Genomic DNA, 17,315 nt, shown 5'->3' on the forward strand with positions numbered 1-17,315 from the left:
ATCTTCATAAAACATGAACAACTTTACGCCTAGGGCGCAACAAGTGCTGGCGCATGCGCGCCGGGAAGCGGACCGCTTCAATCATCATTACATAGGAACCGAACACCTGCTCCTTGGCCTGCTCAAGCTGGGCAAGGGCGTAGCCGTCACCATCCTGGAAAACCTGGGGGTGGAGCTTACCGCCGTGCGCAGGCAGGTGGAGGAACAGATAGGCCGGGGCACGGAACCCCAGGCCGAGGGCAACATCCCCTACACTCCCAGGGTGCGCAAAGTCCTGGCCATGGCCAACCGGGAAGCCCAGGAACTCAACCACACGTACGTGGGCACGGAGCACCTGCTCCTGGGCCTCATCCGGGACGGAGACGGCGTGGCCGGGCAGATTCTGCGCCACTTCGGCGTGGACCTGGAACAGGCGCGCCGCGAGCTGCTGGATGTACTCACGCCCAAGTACCAGATGGACGCGGATGAAGACAACATCATCCCGGACGACGATGACGACGAGGAGGAAAACGACTCCCCCGCCATCCCGGCGGATGAGCCTTCCTCCCCCTCCTTTTCCAGGCAGCAGAAGTCCAAGACGCCCGCTCTCCAGGCCTTCGGCCGGGACATGACCCAGCTCGCCAAGGACGGCAAGCTGGACCCCGTCATCGGCCGCGCCTCGGAAATTGAGCGCGTGATCCAGATTCTGTGCCGCAGGAACAAGAACAATCCCGTCCTGCTGGGTGAGGCCGGCGTGGGTAAAACCGCCATCGTAGAGGGGCTGGCCCAGGAAATAGCCCAGGGCCACGTTCCGGAACTCCTGCGCAGCAAGAGGGTCATCTCCCTGGACCTGGCGCTGATGGTGGCCGGCACCAAGTACCGCGGCCAGTTTGAAGAACGGCTCAAGGCCGTGATGGATGAAATACGCCGGGAAGGCAACGTCATCCTCTTCATTGACGAGATGCACACCATCGTGGGCGCGGGCTCTGCGGAAGGCTCCATGGACGCCTCCAACATCATCAAGCCCGCCCTCTCCCGCGGGGAGCTCCAGGCCATAGGCGCCACCACGCTCAATGAGTACAGAAAACACATTGAGAAAGACGCCGCCCTGGAACGCCGCTTCCAGCAGGTGCAGGTGGGGGAACCCTCCGTGGAGGATACCATCCAGATTCTGGCCGGCATCCAGCCCAAATATGAGGAACACCACAAGGTGCATTATACGAAGGAAGCCATTGAAGCCTCAGCCAAGCTCTCCCACCGTTACCTCACGGGGCGTTTCCTGCCGGACAAGGCCATCGACATCCTGGATGAAGCCGGGGCCCGCAAGCGCGTCTCCCAGATGACGCGTCCGGACCACATCAGCGAGATGGAAGCCGGAATCGAGCAAATCAGGGAACGCAAGGACCAGGCCGTGGAAGCCCAGCTCTTTGAGGACGCCGCCCGCCTCCGCGACGAGGAAAAGCAGGCCAAGGCGGAACTCCAGAACATGTTGGACACCTGGCGGAACTCCTATGAGACCAATTACGTTCCCGTGACGGATGAAGACGTGATGAGCGTGCTTGCCAAATGGACCGGCATTCCGCTGGCCCGGATGGAGGAAAAGGAGACCACCAAGCTTCTGCGCATGGAGGAAGAACTGAAAAGCAAGGTCATCGGCCAGGACGAGGCGGCCTCCGCCATCGCCCGCGCCCTGCGGCGCAGCCGCGCGGACATCAAGGACCCGCGCCGCCCGATCGGCTCCTTCCTCTTCCTGGGACCCACCGGGGTGGGCAAGACCTATCTGGCCCGCAACCTGGCGGAAATCATGTTCGGCACCGCGGACGCCCTGATCCAGGTGGACATGAGCGAGTACATGGAAAAACACACCACGTCCCGCCTCATCGGTTCGCCTCCCGGCTACGTAGGCCATGACGAAGGCGGCCAGCTCACGGAAGCCGTCCGGCGCAGGCCCTACTCCGTCATCCTCTTTGACGAAGTGGAAAAAGCCCACCCGGACGTCATGAACCTGCTGCTCCAGATTCTGGAAGAAGGCAGCGTGACGGACTCCCTGGGACGCAAGATCAACTTCCGCAACACCATCATCATCCTGACCTCCAACGTGGGGGCCGCCTCCGCCAAGAGGCAGAGCACCATGGGCTTCGGCGCCATGTCTGCCGACAGCGCGGATTACGCGGCCATGAAGGAAAAAATCCTGGAGGAAGCGCGCAAGCACTTCCGCCCGGAATTCCTGAACCGCTTTGATGACATCTCCGTCTTCCGCATGCTGGAACGGGATGACCTGGAACGCATCGTGAGGCTGGAAGCGGACAAGCTCATCTCCCGCCTCAAGACCAAGAACATCACGCTGGCCCTGAGCCCGGAAGCCCTGAGCCTGATCATCAAAAACGGCTATGATCCGCAGTACGGCGCACGGCCCATGCGCCGCGCCATCGAACGGCTGCTGGAAGACCCGCTGGCGGAAGCCCTGCTGCGGGGAGACGTGAAACCCGGCGACAAGATTGAAGCCGTGGAAACGGACGGAACGGAAACGCTCACCTTCCTGCACGTCAAGGACAAGGCGTCTCCGAAAGCCAAGACGCCCCGTAAAAGGACGCCCCGCAAGCCGAAGGCGGAATAACCCTACGGACAACCATTAAACTGGAACCCTCCGCATGAATCCATGCGGAGGGTTTTCTTCTTGGAAGGAACGCCCCTCCCCCTGACACCGGAACAAAAACCTCTCCGGGCCACAAACAAGCCCTGCTCCCGCTTTTTAAATGGCGCGGATTTATAATCCGTTATGAATTAAATCCTGGTGACGGCCATATCCTTCCTATCCACTTTCAATGATGAGGGAAGCATTCCATGGGAAAACGGAAAATACCCGGCAGCATCAGGAGCGTCCCAGGCCTATGCGGCAACTGAATAGGAACTTGAGCGTCAGTGGACTTCCCTTTCTCAAAAGCAGTATGTTCTGGCAGACGTGTGAATTCCGGTTGCCGCAGAGGCATGCCGCGTTTCTGGTACGGTTATTCCCAACAAAACAATTTTTCCTTCCGGGAGAAGTTTTAATAATGAAACGAACGTTTAACACAAGTGACTTGCTTTTAGAACTGAAGCTTGACTCCGGATTATAAATCCGCTACTTTCTTATTCCTAGGAAGGGTGTTCTAACATTTCCAATCACATATCTCATTGATAGTATGAAGAAGACATTATTCATTCTGGCAGCCATGGCGGGAGCGGCGGTTGCGGCCCAAGCTTCCACCGTTCTCATTTCATTCGGGATTAATTCGGGAAATGGTACCGCTGTTGTTGACGGTACGTATCTGGGAGAATCCGGCCAAAAAGTGAATAAAATCTCTACTGGAAGCTCCTCTTCCTATACTTCCGGAACACTGGTAACCAGCGGCGGCGACTCTACCGGCATCACCCTGACAACCGGCGGCGTCTGTTGCGGGAGCGGCGGTGTTTTGACTGATTCCTCCGCCAAAGACTCTGCGCTGGGCCTGGACAATAAATTTTACGATATTTTCGGCCAGGATATGTCCACGGGCAATCCCATGGGCGGCGTTATTAACACCAGCGGTTCCGCCAACGCCAATTTCACGATGTCCCTGAACAACCTGTCCGCCGGCACTTACACGCTCACCATGCTGGTAGGGCGCGGAAACAACTACGGTACGGGCAACACTTCTTCCTTCAGCATTGACGGCAGCGGCATCTCCAACATTTCCGCCAGTCTGGACAACTACTCCACCGGTTCCGGCGCTACGCTGAACGGCGCCACCGTCACAGGCAACACGCATACCGGAGACTGGATGGTGGTTACCTATACGTTCGATGTGGCAGCCGACGGAACCCAGCTCAATATCCAGTCCCAGGGCGGAAGCGGAAGCATCAATTCCCTGGCCCTCACCTCCGTTCCGGAACCCGCCACGGCCAGCCTCGGCCTGCTGGGCCTGGGCGTTCTGCTGATGCGCCGCAGACGGGCGTAACCCCCTGTTTCATCTTCATCAAGCTCCGGCTGTTTTTATACAAACGGCCGGAGCTTGTTTATTGATCAGCCAGCCTATTGACGCACTTCCGCACCTCTTTTACATTATACTCATCAACCTGCTCCGGCCCGGGACACGGCGTGACCGCGCGCATGGAGAACCCCGCACTAAAAAGGAGCTGCGGGCTACATTTCAAACCGGTGCAGGTTTTCCAGATGGGAATACCCCATTTTCCTGAGGGTTTCCACAGCCTTGTCCGCCCGCTTGCCCGTACGGCAATACAGCAGAATCACGGCATTCTTATCCGGAAGCAGTTGCGGCGCCAGCTCTTCCAGTTCATCCACCGGAATGTTCACGGCACCCTCCTTGTGGCCCGTGCGGTACTCCTCCGGGGTGCGGACGTCCACCAGAAGAATTTCATGAGGGGTTCCAGCGTCCGGAGACACCACCATGGAGGAAGCCGCAGGAACGCGTTCCGCATTACGCCCCTTCAGCCATACGAAAATGGCGGTCAGTCCGGTCACCATGACCACATAAAAAACCACGTTTTTCACGTTTCCACTTCACTAAACCGCAACGGCGGAATCAAGAAAAAACTCTCAAGACTTTTTCAGGCTTCGTCATCAATCACCACCGCCTGGGAAGCATAGCCGAAAGCGGGGCTGCCCCACTCCACCACGTCCCCCGGCTTCAAATACTGCGGCGGATTCATCCCCATGCCCACACCTGCCGGCGTTCCGGTGGAGACTACATCCCCGGGCCACAAGGTCATGAAACGGGAAATGTAGGCAAGCAACTCCGGCACGGGCCAGATCAGGCCGGCCGTATTGCCATGCTGGCGCACTTCCCCGTTCACCTTCAATTCCAGCGGAATGCCGGAGCCGTCCCCCAGTTCCTCCACGGAAATAAACGTGGGCCCCATGGGAGCAAAGCTGTCATAGCTCTTCCCCTTGGTCCACTGGCCGCCGTGTTCCAACTGATTGGCCCGTTCGGAATAATCGCACATCAGGGTATAGCCGCTGATGGCCTTTGCGGCCTCTTCCGTTGAAGCGTTCTTCAGCACATTTTTAATCACTACGGCCAGTTCAATCTCATAATCCAGCTTATCGCAGCCGGGGGGATATAAAACGACGTCACTGCAAGAGGTGATGGCGGAAGGTGATTTCAGGAAAATAGCCGGCTCCTGCACGGGATCGCCGTCAAACTCCTTCGCGTGGGCCGCATAGCTCTTCCCCAGGCACACCAGCTTGGAGGGGGAACAGGGCAGCGCGGTATCAATCATCCAGTCCGGGTCCACAGCCTTGGCGGCGGGATTGTCCAGAAACTCCGCTATGCGCTTCATCTCCTCCCCGCAGGAATCCGTTTCCCCGCAAATGCAGGCATCCACCTCCGCAACCACGGAATCCGCCACCAGGTATTCTCCACGGCTTTCACTCCACAGGGCCATGATGCGTTCCGCCTGGTCATTCAGGTAAAATCTTATTTTCACCCTTTCACTGTACAGTTTTTCCCCTTTTGCGCAAAGAACGGTTCCGTCATTCTTTACCCGGGGCGGCCTTCCGCCGCCCTCCCGCCCCCCTGTGGAGGAATGCAGCGCGTAGGGCTTGCCTTGCCGGAGCAAAACACTATTATATGGGCACTTAATCATATCAATTCATGTCCGACCAAATCTACTTTTTTGACACTACCCTGCGCGATGGAGAACAATGCCCCGGAGCATCCATGAACCTACGCGAAAAACTGGAAGTGGCGCGTCAGATGGAACGGCTGGGCATGGACGTGATCGAGGCCGGCTTTCCCTGCATTTCCGACGGCGACTTTGAAGCCGTGCACACCATTGCCGGTGAAATCAAAAAATGCCGCATCGCCGGGCTGGCCCGCTGCGTGAAGGCGGACATTGAAGCGGCGGCCAGGGCCCTGGAACCCGCCGGGGACCGCGCGCGCATCCACATCTTTCTGGCAACCAGCAAGCTGCACATGCAGTTCAAGCTGAAAAAGGCGGAAACGGAAATCCTGCGCATGGCCGCGGAAGGCGTATCCTACGCCAAACAATTTGTGCAGGACGTGGAATTCTCCCCGGAAGACGCCTCCCGCACAGACCTGGACTTTCTGACCAGGGTGGTGGAGACCGTCATTGACGCCGGAGCCACCACCGTCAACATTCCGGACACCGTGGGCTACACCACGCCGGACGAATTCTACCGCATCATCCGCCACCTGAAGGAAAACGTCCCGAATATTGACAAGGCCGTCATCTCCGTGCACTGCCACAATGACCTGGGCCTGGCCGTAGCCAACTCCCTGGCCGCCATCCGCGCCGGAGCCCGCCAGGTGGAAGGCACCATCAATGGCATTGGCGAACGCGCCGGAAACGTGGCCCTGGAGGAAGTCATCATGGCCCTGCGCACCCGCGCCGGACAATTCGGCGACGTGACGGACAACATCAACACGCGTGAAATCGTCCGCACCTCCCGCATTGTGGCTCGCATGAGCGGCATGCAGGTGCAGCGCTCCAAGGCCATCGTGGGGGAAAACGCCTTCGCCCACTCCTCCGGCATCCACCAGCACGGCATCCTCAACTGCCGGGAAACCTATGAAGTCATGGACCCGCAGGCAGTCGGCTGGGGCGCTACGGAACTCCCGCTCACCAAGCACTCCGGCCGCGCCGCCGTAAAGGCCAGGCTGGAACAACTGGGCCACGTGCTTACGGAAGAGGAGGTCAATACCGTCTTTGAACGCTTCAAGAAAGTGGGCGATTCCAAGAAATTCGTTTATGACGACGACCTTTCCGCCATTGTGGACGACTCCCTGCATGCCTCCTCCGGCCTGTGGGAACTGGACTTCCTGCAATTTGTGGCAGGCAGCCACGCCCGGCCTACAGCTACGGTTGGACTGCTCAAGGAAGGCAAAAAGTTTGAGGACAGCTCCACGGGCAACGGAGCGGTGGACGCCGTCATCAAGGCCATTGAACGCATTACCAAACGTAAAGGCACGCTGAAAGGCTACAGTGTCAACGCCGCCTCCGAAGGCAAGGACGCCCTGGGTGAAGTCACGGTGCACGTGGACTTCGGCCTGGCGAAACCCATCGTGGGCAAGGGAGCCTCCACGGACGTCATTGAAGCCTCCGCCCGCGCCTACCTGAACGCGGTCAACCGCTCCATCCGCATGGAAAACATGCCCCAGCCCAACAATCTGGACGCAGGCGCCATCTGATCCCGGCGCTCCGGCCCGCATATGCGGGCCGGGCGCACCTCCGCACGGCAGCGGGGAGGACAACTTCTATTGCTTGATTTTCCCCTGCCGCCGTGCCATAAATTCATGACCTTTTACACGGTACAACCCCATGAAAGCAACATTCCTTCTTCTTTGCCTGGCCGGCAGCGTGCTGGCGGCGCCTCCCGCCAAAAAACAGCCGGCGCCAGCCAATCCCCTCCCTCCGCTGGAAAAAGCCACCATTTCCATTGACGGCCACCCGGAAAGCGTGGCGGCTGATGCGGAAGGCAACATTTACTTCACCTGCATCGGCGCCAAGCTGACGCCCACGGAAAAGGACAAGGACGGCTACCTGGGCGTTATCCCGCACGGCTCCACGGAACCTAAGAAAATCACGGAGGTGGACACCCTGGACGCTCCCAAGGGGCTTCTGTACCAGGACGGCTTCCTGTACTGCACGGATGTGGACATGGTCTACAAGATAGACGCCAAAACCGGCACCATTGAAGGGTATGTGGACTTGTCCCCCTCCCGCATGAAATTCCTCAATGACCTGGCGTTCATTAACGGCAGGCTCATGGTCTCCTCCACGGATACCAACCAGATCTTCTATGTGGACACAAACACCAGTTCCTACGGGGAGCTGGTCACCAAGCAGCCCATTTACAAGCCGAACGGCCTGGCCTGGGATCCGGAAAGAAAAGTCATCTACCTCTGCGAATATGCCACGGATGAAAAAGGCAAGCCCAGCGGCCGCCTGCTCTCCATCAACCCCGTCTCCCGTGAAGTCACGGAACTTTCCAAGGAACGGGGACAGTATGACGGCCTGGCCTACCGGGACAACGCCCTTTATTACAGCGACTGGTCCAAGGACAAAAAACCGGAAGCCATCCGCAGGCTGGACCTGAAAACGGGGCGTTCCGCTCCGGTGGCCACCGGCCCCATTGAAGGCACGGCGGACTTCATCCTGTATGACTCCATGATCGTGGCTCCGGGCATGACGGAAAAGAAAATCCACATCATGCCCATTGGCGGGAAAAAATAACCGGAACTATTCCGTTTTTACACCCTCTCCCGGTCCGCCAGTGGCATCTCCCCCGCTGGCGGCCTTTTTCAATTTACGGCTTGAAGTGCACCGGGGATGCGTTTAGTTAATGGAGATATGAGCAAGATTTCAGACCAAATCATGGAAGGGATGAAAACCGCCATGAGAGCAAAAGACTCCGTCACTCTCAATACCCTGCGCGCCCTCAAGACGGCCCTGACGAACGCGGGCATCGCCAAAGGAGGCCTGGGCACTCCTCTGGAGGAAGCGGAAGAACTGGCCGTGGTCCGCAAGCAAATCAAGCAGCGTGAAGACTCTATGGAACAATTCCGGTCCGCCGGACGTCCGGAACTGGCGGACAAGGAGGAAGCGGAAATGATCGTCCTCAAGCAATTCATGCCTGCGGAGCTCACCGCGGAGGAGACGGCGTCCATTCTGGAAAACGTGATGAAGGAAACGGGAGCCGCCACCAAAAAGGACATGGGCCAGGTCATGAAACTCATGCAGGAACGCACCGCCGGGAGGGTCAACGGCAAGGAACTGGCCCGGATGGTATCAGCCAGACTCTCATGAAAGGCTGCGCCGCCATCATCGTAGCGGCCGGGTCTTCCCGGCGCGCCGGATTTGACAAGCTCCTGGCGCCCCTGCACGGAGTCAAGGTGCTGGAACGCAGTATCCGGGCGTTTGCCGGCTCCCGGGAAATCACAGAAATCGTGGTGGTTTGCCCGGAAGAACGCTTCCGCGCCATTAACGCCGCGGACATGGAGACGGAAGTGCCCGTCACCCGCGTGGATGGCGGCAGCGAACGGCACGAATCCGTAAAAAACGGCCTGGCGGCCCTGCTTTACACGCCCGGGCTCGTAGCCGTGCACGACGGCGCGCGCCCCCTCATTACGGTGGAGCAAATCTCCCGCTGCATCCAGACCGCCAGGGAATGTGGAGCAGCCGCTTCAGCCCACCCCGTGACGGACACCTTGAAACGCGCCAATGAAGAACGTTTTACGCTTCCGGAACAGGTGGACCGGGAAGGACTGTGGTGCATGGAAACACCACAGGTATTTCAATATCAACTGCTCCTGGACGCCTACGCGGCAGTCACGGAACGAAACATGAAGGTGACTGATGAAGTCACCGCCCTGCAGCTCATCGGCCACCCTACCCGCCTGGTGCACAACCATGGGCCCAACCCCAAGATCACCTGGCCGGAAGACATTTCCTGCGCTGAAATTCTGCTGGAACTCAAGCACCGCCGCAATACCCTATGACCAGCCTCCTGTGTACCCCCCCCCGCGCCGTCCTTATCCTGGGAACGGGCTATCTGGGAAAAGCCCTGGCGGAAAGCCTGCGGAAAGCCGGCCACACGGCCCTTACGGCGGACATAGACGCACAGCGGGCCATTTATGAAGCGGATGTCACAAACGCAGACTCCATGCGCAGCCTGGCCTCCCGCATTCCCTCCCCGGACATCATCGTCATGTGCGCCAGCACCCGCGGGGGAAGCGAGGATGCCTACCGCAGCCTCTACATCCGCGGAACGCAAAACACGCTGGAAGCCTTCCCCGGAAAACCGGTCATCTTCTGTTCCAGCACCTCCGTTTACGGCATCACGGACGGCCGCTGGATTACGGAAGAGCACAACGTCTATCCCGCCTCGGGAAAAAGCGGCCTCCTCATTCAGGCGGAACAGGCGGTTCTTGCCGCCGGAGGCACCGTCGTCCGGCTGGGGGCCCTGTACGGCCCGGACCGTTGCGTGCTTGTCTCCCAATACTGTACGGAAGGCACCGCCCTCCCCGGAGACATGGACAGGTGGATCAACTACATCCACCGGGATGACGCCGTGGGCGCCCTGCACCTGCTCTGCACGCTCCGTGAACCGCCCTCCGGCATCTACAACCTGACGGACCGCACCCCCATGCAGCTTGGGGAAATTTACTCTTATCTCTCCGGGCTCCTGGGCAGGCCCGCTCCACAGCCCGAACCGCTCCGGGAGGAGGCGCGCCGCGGCTTTTCCAACCAGAGGATCTCCTGTTCCCGCCTGCTGGCCCTGGGCTGGGAACCGCTTTACCCGAGCTTTGCGGACGGCGTGCACAATGTGCTGGAAGCGCTGGAAGAATAAACCCCGGCGGGACTCCTCCATCCCCACGTCCCAAGCGGCTTTCCGGAGAAGAAGGAAAGGGAGGAACAATGTGCCGGGCATCTGCCGGGGCAAGCGTGGCGCCAGGGCGGCCGTCCCGGCAGTCTTTGACTCTCCCCTTTCTTGACTTGCCGGGCGTGAACGGGCACAATCCTGCGCGCAATGCGTATCATCACAGGACTTCAACCCAGCGGCAAGCTCCACGTCGGCAACTACTTCGGAGCCATGGAACCGGCCGTCCGCATGCAGGAACGCGGAGACTCCTACTACTTTCTGGCGGACTACCACGCCATGAGCACCGTCCATGACGCGGCCGCCCTGCGGGAAAACTGCAAAAACCTGGCGACAGACTTTCTGGCCGTGGGCCTGGACCCTGAAAAATGCGTCTTTTTCCGCCAGTCCGCCGTGCCGGAAGTCAATGAAATGGCGTGGATACTCGGCACCGTCTGCCCGGTGGGCCTGCTGGAACGCTGCCACTCCTACAAGGACAAGATCGCCAAGGGCTTTTCCCCCAGCAACGCCCTCTTCACCTACCCCGTGCTGATGGCGGCGGACATCCTGATGTATGACTCCGACCTGGTGCCTGTGGGCAAGGACCAGAAGCAGCACCTGGAAGTCACCCGGGACCTGGCGGGCAAGATGAACGAACAATTCGGGGAAGGCACCTGCAAGCTGCCGGATGCGCTCATTGCGGAAAGCACGGCCATCGTTCCCGGCCTGGACGGTCAGAAAATGAGCAAAAGCTACAACAACACCCTCCCCATCTTCGGCGAGGAAAAAGCCGTCCGCAAGCTCATCATGAGAATCCCTACGGACTCCACCCCCGTGGAGGAACCCAAGTCCACGGAAGGCTCCATCATCCTCCAGCTTTACAAGCTCTTTGCCTCCGCGGAAGGCTATGAAACCATGGTCCATGACTTCCGGAGCGGCGGCTGCGGCTATGGCGACTTCAAAAAGCGCCTCTTTGACGCGTACTGGGAATACTTCCGCACCGCGCGCGAGCGCAGGGCTGAACTGGAAGCCAACCAGGACTACGTGCACCAGGTGCTGGAAGACGGGGCGCGCAAGGCGCGGGAAACGGCTTCCGTGGTGCTGGACAGGGTGCGCCGGGCCGTGGGCCTGATCTGAACCGGGGGTTGAAATGCCGGAGAACCCGGAGTGAAACACGTTTTTTAGTGGCATGGAAAAGCACGGAATGTTATACAGGAATATATGAAGAATATTCTGGTAGCCATTGATTTCTCCAACGCCACGGACGCCGTCATTCATCAGATCGGCAAACTGGCGTGCCCCAATGACAGCATCATCCACCTGCTCCACATTGTGGAACCCAGTATCTGTTATGAAGTCTCCGGCGTGCTGCCGGATGAAGTTCCCGTGCCCGTCATGGACCAGACGGAGGAAAACGAAGTCATCTCCATCGCAAAAAACCATCTGAAAAAGACGGCGGAAAAACTCTCCCGGCTGACGGACGCCACCATCATCCAGGCCGTGGAAGACGAATTCGAAATCAGCGAGGCGGTCATTAACTACGCTGAAAAACACCACATCGACATGATCGTGGTGGGCAAACACAACCACGGCTTCCTTTCCACCGTCTTCCTGGGCAGCGTAGCCAGCTCCGTCATGCGGAAATCCCCCGTGCCCGTGCTGGTGGTTCCCGTCACCAAGGAAGAACAATAAAAGCCGCCATCCGCACAAGACCCGTCCCATTTCATGATTACCATACTCTTTATAGGCGATGTGGTCGGCGAGCCCGGCCGCACCGCCGTGAAGCACATGCTTCCGGAACTCAAAAAGGAGCACGGGGCGGACTTCATCATCGTCAACGGAGAAAACGCGGCTGCCGGACGCGGCATCACCCCCCGGCTGGCGCAGGAACTGCTGCATGCCGGAGTGGACGTCATCACGACCGGGGACCACGTCTGGGACCAGGCGGAACTGGCGCCGTGGCTGGACTCCGAACCGCGCGTACTGCGCCCCCTCAACTATCCCCAGGGCACGCCGGGGCACGGAAGCGTGGTGGTGGAAACGCCCAGGGGGAAGATAGCCGTCATGCAGGTGCAGGGGCGGTCCTTCATCCAGCCCCCGCTGGAAAACCCCTTCCTCATCTCGGAGGCGGAAGCCAGAAGGCTCAGGGAGGAAGAAGGCGTTAACGTCATCTTTGTGGACATGCACGCGGAAACCACCAGTGAAAAAATCTCCACCGGGTACAATCTGGACGGGCTGGTTTCCGCCGTCATCGGAACCCACACCCATGTGCAGACCGCGGATGAAACCATCCTGGAACATGGCACGGCCTACCTGACGGACGCAGGCATGTGCGGCCCTGCCCTGGGAGTGCTGGGCCGCGAAAAAGAGCCCATTATCCAGCGCTTCCGCTCCTCCATGCCCGCCAAATTCCCTGTGGCCAACTGGCCCGTCCGCCTCTGCGGAGCCGTCGTGCAGGTGGATGAAGCCACCGGCAAAGCCCTCAACATTGCCCGCATCAGCCAAACCGTGGAAAAACCGGCCTCCTGACCATGCCCAACGCCACAGACCATGAAGCCAGATTCGGCGGCATTGGCCGTCTGTACGGAACCAGCGGGCTGGACCTTCTCCGGAACTCCCGCATGGCCGTCATCGGCATTGGCGGCGTAGGCTCCTGGGCGGCGGAAGCATTGGCCCGCTCCGGAGTAGGAACCATCATCCTGATGGACCTGGATGACCTCTGCATCACCAACACGAACCGGCAAATTCACGCGCTGGCGTCCACCGTCGGCCAGTCCAAGACGGAAGCCATGGCCGCACGCATCAGGGAAATCAACCCGGACGCGGAAACCATCTCCATCAACAGCTTCTACACGGCCTCCAACGCAGAAAAACTGCTGGCGGCGAAACCGGACGTCATCATAGACGCCATTGACTCCCTGGCGCCCAAAGCGCACCTCATCGCCTCCTGTTACCGCAGCAAGCAGCTCCTGGTCACCTGCGGCGGCGCGGGAGGACGCGTCAACCCCGCTAAAATAGAAATAGCGGACCTCTCCCGCACCAAGGGAGACCCCCTGCTCTCCAGCCTGCGCTACAAACTCAAAAAAGACTACGGCCTCCCGCTGGGGGAAAAAGCCCGCAAGCTGAAAATCCCCTGCGTCTTCTCCCAGGAAACTCCCGTGTACCCTACCTGTGACGGAGAAACCTCCTGCACGCGCGACCCGGAATTCCAGGGGAAAATGGGTTGTGACGCCGGGTTCGGCTCTATCACCCACATCACTGGCACCTTCGGCTTCTTTGCGGCCTCCGCCGCCATTCAAACGCTCTTAAACAAAAAACAAACATCACCGCAACCATGAACAAGCTCCTGCTTCCCCTACTGGGGGCCATTCTTCTTCCCGCCCTGACCCAGTGCAACTCCCTGGAAAAAGACATCGCCGGCATCAACGCCCGCAATGCGGAAATTGCCAGAGAACCCAGGGGAAACTACTTTGTCGGCCGCCGCTATCATGTCCCGGCAACCCGCTTCTGGGGCTACCTGCGCCAGCCGGGCCAGACCTGGAGAACGGCCCAGCTCGTCATCATGGATGAAAGCTCCTGCCGCACTCCGGACCGCCTGCCGGAATACGCCGGGAGCCCGCGCTACGCCTATGACAACAACTATGAATACAGGGTGTACGGCAAATACACGGGCAAATACGGTTACGAGCCCAACTCCAATCTGAAGCTACCCATCTTCAAGCCGACCCGGTTCGAACCCATCAACACCAATCCCGGCTGGCTCTTCAAGCCCTCGGAAAAATATGACACCAAGGCCGTCACCCTGCGTCCGGCCATCATGCCCGTGGCAACCTCCCTCCCGGTCCGGTAAAAAAGCTGCCTTCAAAAAACGGAAGCAACAGGATAAAAAGAAGAAAAAAGCTTGATCTATTCGCTCCTGTGCGCTAAAAACTTCCCGCCTTAAGGCACCTATGCTCGGGTGGCGGAATTGGTAGACGCGCTAGACTAAGGATCTAGTGTCGATAAGACGTAGGGGTTCGAGTCCCCTCTCGAGCACCATTCAATAACCCTCTTTAAGTAAAATGCTTGAAGAGGGTTTCTTGTTGACAAGGAAAAGAGAGCCCGAAACGTCAAAGACTGGAGCAATAGCCAATTTTGATGGAATCCCGGAACAGGAAGAAGCATCCGGAGAAAAAACCTTAAACGCCTTCAGCCATCAGGGCCAGGACTTCTTCACGGGCCGGCATGGAGCGGATGGCTCCCTTGCGCGTCGTCACGATGGAAGCGGCGGCGTTGGCGAATAAAAGCATGTCCGCCAACTGTCCTTCCGTCAGGTTTTCCAGTCCCGTTTCCAGAATCCAGTCCAGGCAGGAACCAAAAAAGGCGTCTCCGGCTCCCGTCGTGTCAATGGTGTTGACCTTCAGGAATGTAGGCTGGTAAACAAGCCTGTCTCCATAGGAAGCCCAACTGCCTTCCCTGCCCCCCGTCACGAGGATGAGGCGGAGATTGCCGAATTTCCTTTTCAGGGCATCCAGTCCTTCCTTCATGGAGGAACAGCCGGTGAGGAAGAGAAGTTCCTCCGTTTCTATTTTCATGACGCTGCACGCGCCGCAGCCATAGAGCATTTGTTCCCGGGCCAGCTCCAGACTGGGCCAGAGGAGAGGCCGGAGATTGGGATCAAAGGTGATGAGAGCCCCCTTTTCCCGGGCATGGCTGACGGCATGCCGGGTGGCGCGCCGCACGTCGCCGTGCGTCATGGAGATCGTCCCGAAGTGGAAGACGCGCGTGTTTTCCACCAGCGCCATGTCCACCTCCCCGGCGGTCAGTTTCATGTCCGCGCCGGGATTGCGGTAAAAGGAAAAATCACGGTCGCCCTGTTCGTCAATCTGGACGAAGGCCAGGGTGGTGTTGACTTCCCGGGAAGAGACCAGCCCGGAATCGTCAATGCCTTCCTCCTGAAGCGTGCGCCGGAGCATTTTCCCGAACATGTCATGCCCCACCTTGCCGATGAAGGCGGTCCTGCGCCCCAGCCGGGACAGCATGGAGAGGACATTGCAGGGGGCGCCCCCCGGATTGGCCTGGTAAACGGGCAGTTCCTGGGCGCTCACTCCGCAGGGGGTGAAGTCCACCAGCAGTTCTCCGAGAGCTACGACGTCATACATGCTTTTCCAAATGTTGAAGGTGGTTCTTCCGGCGGAAAGGAAAGCCGGGAGAGATAGTGAAGCATAGAACGCGCCGCCTGTTCCGGGAAAGGAAAAAGAGGTTCATTCCAGTCATGCCGGGAAGGGCGCATTTCCGGCATTTTTTCCTTTCCTGAGGAAGCCGCGCCCCAGAGAAAATCCGGGATTTTTCCGCAAACGCTCCCTGCGGCGCGTGATAAACCCGCCGGGTAGGGGAAAAAGTCTGGCATATCCCTAACACCTGCCTCTCCGGAAATGCCCATTAAATGAGACGGCAAATATTGATACCCCATTTCAAGATGAAGAAGGAACTGAAACGACAGGGCAAGGCGAAGATTCCGGGAGCTCCCGTTCCCTATGACAGGACAACCATTCAGCCGGGAATCGTCCACATAGGAGTGGGCAATTTCCACCGCGCGCATGAAGAGTTTTACACGAACCAGCTTCTGGGCATGGGCGGCCGTGATGAATGGGGGATTTCCGGTGTGGCCCTGCTGCCGCAGGACGAGCCCCTTTACAAGGCTCTGAAGAGCCAGGACGGCCTTTACACGCTGACGGTCTGCGGCCGCGACGGCAGGGACGAGTTTTATGAAATAGGCTCCCTGGTGGATCTGGCGTGGGGGCCTGAGGACCCCAAAAAGGTCATCGACAGGATTGCGGACCCCCGGACTAAAATCATCACCCTGACCATTACGGAAGGGGGGTACAATCTGGATAAGGAGACCGGAGAGTTCATGCTCGGCAGCAAGGACGTGAAACATGACCTGGAACACCCGGATCATCCCCGTACGGTTTTCGGCTTCCTGGCCGCCGGATTGCGGAAAAGGCGGAAGGACGGCGCAGGCCCCGTAACCGTTTTATCCTGTGACAACCTCCAGCATAACGGGGATACGGCCCGGAAGGCGTTTACTTCCTTTATCGAAGCCCAGGACCCCGAACTGGCGCAGTGGGTGAAGAAGAACGTGACGTTCCCCAACAGCATGGTGGACCGCATTACGCCCGCCGTCACGCCGGACGACGTCAAACGGCTGGACGCGCAGAGCGGCGTGGAAGACGCCGCCCCCGTCTATTCGGAGGATTTCATCCAGTGGGTGATTGAAGATGATTTCATTGCCGGGCGGCCGGACTGGGAAGCCGTGGGCGTTGAGTTTACGGACGACGTTTCCGCTTATGAGAACATGAAGCTCAGCCTGCTGAACGCGTCCCACTCCCTGCTGTCCTACCCCGCCTTTCTAGCCGGGTACCGACGGGTGGACGAGGCGGTAGGGGATGAGCGGTTTGCCCGCTACCTGCGCCTTTTCATGGACCGGGACGCGGGCCCCTACGTTCCACCGCCGGGGAGCACGGATTTGGAGCTGTATAAGAAGACCCTGCTGGAACGCTTCGGCAACAAGGCGGTGAGCGACCAGATCAGCCGCTTGTGCTTTGACGGCGTTTCCAAGATTCCCGTGTATGTGATGCCCGTTTTAACGAAGATGATCAGGGACGGCGCAGACCTGGAACGCCTGGCGTTTTTCGTAGCCGCCTACCGCCATTACCTGAAGCACGGGAAGGATGACCGGGGACAGGCTTACGAAGTGAACGAACCCTGGCTGACGAAAGAGGACCGGAAACTGATCGCCAGCGGCGACCCGCTGGATTTCCTTGCCCTGTCCCCCTTCCGGAGCACGGATTTGAAGGCGGCGGACAAGTTCGCCGGCCAGTATCTGGAGATGGTGGAGAAACTTGAACAAGACGGCGTCCTCCCCGTTCTGGAACAATTGGTTCTTCCGTAGTCATACAATCCTTCATGCCGTCCGCACCCGGTTCCGGGCGGC

The 17,315-nt window shown here is 59.1% G+C and carries 16 protein-coding genes and 1 tRNA gene; 14 read left to right on the forward strand and 3 right to left on the reverse strand.

Going from position 1 to position 17,315, the window contains the following annotated elements; translation table 11 throughout:
• The first annotated feature begins 13 nt into the window (after window positions 1-13).
• A complete protein-coding gene (locus tag ABGM91_RS00355; protein WP_354832837.1) occupies window positions 14-2,596 on the forward strand; it encodes an ATP-dependent Clp protease ATP-binding subunit in 2,583 nt (860 codons plus the stop codon).
• Between the two features lie 565 nt (window positions 2,597-3,161).
• Entirely contained in the window at window positions 3,162-3,956 is a 795-nt protein-coding gene (locus tag ABGM91_RS00360) for a PEP-CTERM sorting domain-containing protein (RefSeq protein ID WP_354832839.1), read from the forward strand.
• 185 nt (window positions 3,957-4,141) lie between these two features.
• Here the strand turns inward: ABGM91_RS00360 and ABGM91_RS00365 are convergent, their stop codons facing one another.
• Together ABGM91_RS00365 and ABGM91_RS00370 are read right to left on the reverse strand one after the other, a co-directional pair.
• Complete coding sequence (locus tag ABGM91_RS00365) at window positions 4,142-4,510, reverse strand: rhodanese-like domain-containing protein (RefSeq protein WP_215428369.1); 369 nt, start codon at window positions 4,508-4,510, stop codon at window positions 4,142-4,144.
• A gap of 56 nt (window positions 4,511-4,566) precedes the next feature.
• Window positions 4,567-5,604 carry a fumarylacetoacetate hydrolase family protein gene (locus tag ABGM91_RS00370; protein WP_354832841.1) on the reverse strand — a complete coding sequence of 346 codons (1,038 nt, stop codon included), beginning with the start codon at window positions 5,602-5,604 and terminating at the stop codon, window positions 4,567-4,569.
• Between the two features lie 8 nt (window positions 5,605-5,612).
• Between ABGM91_RS00370 and ABGM91_RS00375 the strand changes: the two genes are divergently transcribed.
• From ABGM91_RS00375 to ABGM91_RS00425, 11 genes are all read left to right on the forward strand, one after another.
• Entirely contained in the window at window positions 5,613-7,169 is a 1,557-nt protein-coding gene (locus tag ABGM91_RS00375) for a 2-isopropylmalate synthase (protein WP_215428367.1), read from the forward strand.
• 130 nt (window positions 7,170-7,299) lie between these two features.
• Window positions 7,300-8,214, forward strand: coding sequence for an SMP-30/gluconolactonase/LRE family protein (locus ABGM91_RS00380; protein WP_215428366.1), 915 nt, complete (start codon window positions 7,300-7,302; stop codon window positions 8,212-8,214).
• A 117-nt stretch (window positions 8,215-8,331) separates the two neighbouring features.
• Window positions 8,332-8,787 (forward strand): GatB/YqeY domain-containing protein, encoded by a 456-nt coding sequence (locus tag ABGM91_RS00385; protein ID WP_354832844.1) that lies wholly within the window; start codon window positions 8,332-8,334, stop codon window positions 8,785-8,787.
• Complete coding sequence (ispD, locus tag ABGM91_RS00390) at window positions 8,784-9,479, forward strand: 2-C-methyl-D-erythritol 4-phosphate cytidylyltransferase (RefSeq protein ID WP_354832846.1); 696 nt, start codon at window positions 8,784-8,786, stop codon at window positions 9,477-9,479. The genes ABGM91_RS00385 and ispD overlap by 4 nt, the downstream gene beginning before the upstream one ends.
• Window positions 9,476-10,330 (forward strand): NAD-dependent epimerase/dehydratase family protein, encoded by an 855-nt coding sequence (locus tag ABGM91_RS00395; RefSeq protein WP_354832848.1) that lies wholly within the window; start codon window positions 9,476-9,478, stop codon window positions 10,328-10,330. Before ispD ends, ABGM91_RS00395 begins: the two co-directional genes overlap by 4 nt.
• Before the next feature lie 180 nt (window positions 10,331-10,510).
• A complete protein-coding gene (gene trpS / locus ABGM91_RS00400) occupies window positions 10,511-11,476 on the forward strand; it encodes a tryptophan--tRNA ligase (protein ID WP_215428362.1) in 966 nt (321 codons plus the stop codon).
• A gap of 84 nt (window positions 11,477-11,560) precedes the next feature.
• Window positions 11,561-12,031: a universal stress protein gene (locus ABGM91_RS00405; RefSeq protein WP_102713589.1), complete on the forward strand. Its 471-nt coding sequence runs from the start codon at window positions 11,561-11,563 to the stop codon at window positions 12,029-12,031.
• 33 nt (window positions 12,032-12,064) lie between these two features.
• Window positions 12,065-12,868, forward strand: coding sequence for a TIGR00282 family metallophosphoesterase (locus tag ABGM91_RS00410; RefSeq protein ID WP_354832851.1), 804 nt, complete (start codon window positions 12,065-12,067; stop codon window positions 12,866-12,868).
• A gap of 2 nt (window positions 12,869-12,870) precedes the next feature.
• Window positions 12,871-13,677, forward strand: coding sequence for a tRNA threonylcarbamoyladenosine dehydratase (locus ABGM91_RS00415; protein WP_354832853.1), 807 nt, complete (start codon window positions 12,871-12,873; stop codon window positions 13,675-13,677).
• Window positions 13,674-14,189, forward strand: a complete 516-nt coding sequence (locus tag ABGM91_RS00420; RefSeq protein WP_215428359.1) for a hypothetical protein — start codon at window positions 13,674-13,676, stop codon at window positions 14,187-14,189. Before ABGM91_RS00415 ends, ABGM91_RS00420 begins: the two co-directional genes overlap by 4 nt.
• 102 nt (window positions 14,190-14,291) lie before the next feature.
• Window positions 14,292-14,377 (forward strand) — tRNA-Leu (locus ABGM91_RS00425).
• 140 nt (window positions 14,378-14,517) lie between these two features.
• On the opposite strand, the gene ABGM91_RS00430 is transcribed toward ABGM91_RS00425, so the two are convergent.
• Window positions 14,518-15,480: a PfkB family carbohydrate kinase gene (locus tag ABGM91_RS00430; RefSeq protein WP_354832856.1), complete on the reverse strand. Its 963-nt coding sequence runs from the start codon at window positions 15,478-15,480 to the stop codon at window positions 14,518-14,520.
• Between the two features lie 317 nt (window positions 15,481-15,797).
• Here ABGM91_RS00430 and ABGM91_RS00435 point away from each other — a divergent pair, with 317 nt between their 5' ends.
• Entirely contained in the window at window positions 15,798-17,273 is a 1,476-nt protein-coding gene (locus ABGM91_RS00435; RefSeq protein WP_354832858.1) for a mannitol dehydrogenase family protein, read from the forward strand.
• The last annotated feature ends 42 nt before the right edge of the window (window positions 17,274-17,315 follow it).

It is taken from the genome of Akkermansia muciniphila (assembly GCF_040616545.1).
GTDB classification, from domain to species: Bacteria; Verrucomicrobiota; Verrucomicrobiia; order Verrucomicrobiales; family Akkermansiaceae; genus Akkermansia; species Akkermansia muciniphila_E.